At 43.4% G+C, this 2,180-nt stretch carries 2 protein-coding genes; both read right to left on the bottom strand.

Annotated features, from left to right (window positions below; all coding sequences use genetic code 11):
- A partial coding sequence (locus B5G10_RS12420) for a virulence factor SrfC family protein (RefSeq protein ID WP_241147772.1) occupies nt 1-1,461 on the bottom strand: 1,461 nt, incomplete at its 3' end.
- Between the two features lie 99 nt (nt 1,462-1,560).
- Nucleotides 1,561-2,180 (bottom strand): virulence factor SrfC family protein (locus B5G10_RS12415; protein WP_241147771.1); only part of this gene is annotated, 620 nt, incomplete at its 5' end.

Below are 2,180 nucleotides of genomic sequence, written 5' to 3'. Positions count from 1 at the left end.
CTGCCATTGCTCAAACCACTGTGAAGAGCCAATAATCTCGGGCAGCACCTTGGTAAAGCGCTCCCAGTGATTGGCCAACTTCCCGGCCGACTCGGTGCCCCGTTTGGATAAATCTTTGTTAAACTTGGTCGCTATGACAAACAAAGGCGAAATATTGTCCAATATCTTGAGGTTCTTTGTTCGTATCTTGGGGGTCAATCCCACGGTTTTCTCAATCCAATCTTTAATCGTATTTCCCAAATTGGCTTTCTTCTGACTATGATGATGACAGAACATGATAGAGCTAATCCTGCGGGTGCGCACATACTTGTTGAAGAGGTATGCCACCTTTCCACGACGCAGCATTTCGGGCATGTCGTTTTTATAATCTATATCATCCTCGATCTTATCCAACCGATTTCTCGCTCCGGGAAAATCGAGCAAATCGACATGCGCCAGGAACGGACGTTCTTTCAAGACATCCCCAGGGAGGACAATAACGACCTCTGCCGCAAATGCCGACAAATAAGTCTTGGGAAAATCCGAAGCTATCAACTTCTCATTCTCATCATAAATATCGGTGTTTAAGACAGGAAAATCGATATCCTGAACTTCTTTTCCACAAACCAAATCGAGCCATTGCACTTGCAACAAGGTACCCTTCTCCCTCAAGATAGCATCAAACGGCACATAAACCTCGGTGCGGAATCCTATTTTCTGATACTCTTTAATCAGTGTCGTAAATATCTTACAAAAGTGTTCGTTCTTATTCCACAATAACTCAAACACATCTACCCAATGGTCCATCGACACATATTTGATATTATCGGCTACCACATCAAAGAAATCGGAGTTGAGCACACTGCTCGCTCCCACACCGATAACCTCAACCATATACTCTTGTATATCCCGAATATCATCCTCACCGATAATATCTTGTTTTTGATATTTCGATTTCCACAACTCCTGCAAAGAGTGCAGATTATCGTTTATACTATTGGGCGACAAACTCTGCTTGGCATTGATTTTTACATCGCTGTAATACGAATCTACAATCAGCATTAGCAGATCGGGAACCGACAGATTCTGTATCCTTATATAATCGGCCATCTTCTTATTCTTATCGGCCGTTGTAAAGCGGGTAATCAAGCCCGTAGATTCTATCTCGGTACTATTTCTACCACTTGGATTTATTTCATTTACAAAAGAGTACTCCCTGTCTTTATTCTTAACTACGAACTGTGCATTAGACGAAGACAACAAACTGCTCATCAAATAAGACTTTCCTACCTGGCTCTCTCCATAAGCAGCCACAGAGCATCGGTCTTGCAACGAATATTCTATCTTTTTTGCCAAACGTCGATACTCTTTAAATTTCTTCCTCGGGAAAGTATCTTTATGATAATCTTCGCTCCATTGCAACGAAGTCTCAATATACGACTTCAAATCGCCTGTCTCTTTAACTATATCTGATTCTTTCATACTAACCAATCTTTATTTATTATTAAAATGCAAAGGCTCCAGTGTCCAGCCAATGTTTCTCCCCGGCGCCCAGGCTCTGTATTTGAATCTCTATCACACTCACAAAACAATCGGCAACACCTGCCATATTGAGGAGCATCCTGGTCCGCACCCGGTTAACTGTGTCCGCTTCAATTTATCCTCATCGGAGTCTGGCTCATAATACCCATTCAACGTGTCCTGTATCTCTTTTTTAATAGTTCTTAGTTCTTCCAGATACATCAAAACCCTAAGCTCGCTGAGATGGGTCGAGATTCTATCTATATCATTGATTATGGGTTCTGAGCCGTCTTTATTTATCTCCATGACATCTTTCCACGTTTGCTCGGGATCGGCAAAATGCCTCTGGACAAACGGCAAATTGATAAACGAATCATGCAAATCCTGGAAATAATTGGGATAGCCCTCCTGTTCATGCAACTTGGTTTCTCCCGATTTAGGAGTTTGCGAGCCGTCGCTATACCCCTCAAAAAGGGCACTTCGCTCTGGCCCTATCCCCGACCAGTAAAAGTCGCGAAGCGGATATATGCTCTGGAAGGGCACAAATTTGTTATCCCTCTCCTGCCATTGCTCAAACCACTGTGAAGAGCCAATAATCTCGGGCAGCACCTTGGTAAAGCGCTCCCAGTGATTGGCCAACTTCCCGGCCGACTCGGTGCCCCGTTTGGATAAATCTTTGT

This window comes from Barnesiella sp. An55, assembly GCF_002161555.1.
In the GTDB taxonomy this organism is placed as follows: domain Bacteria; phylum Bacteroidota; class Bacteroidia; order Bacteroidales; family Barnesiellaceae; genus Barnesiella; species Barnesiella merdipullorum.
This window is presented reverse-complemented; position numbering and strand designations above follow the sequence as displayed.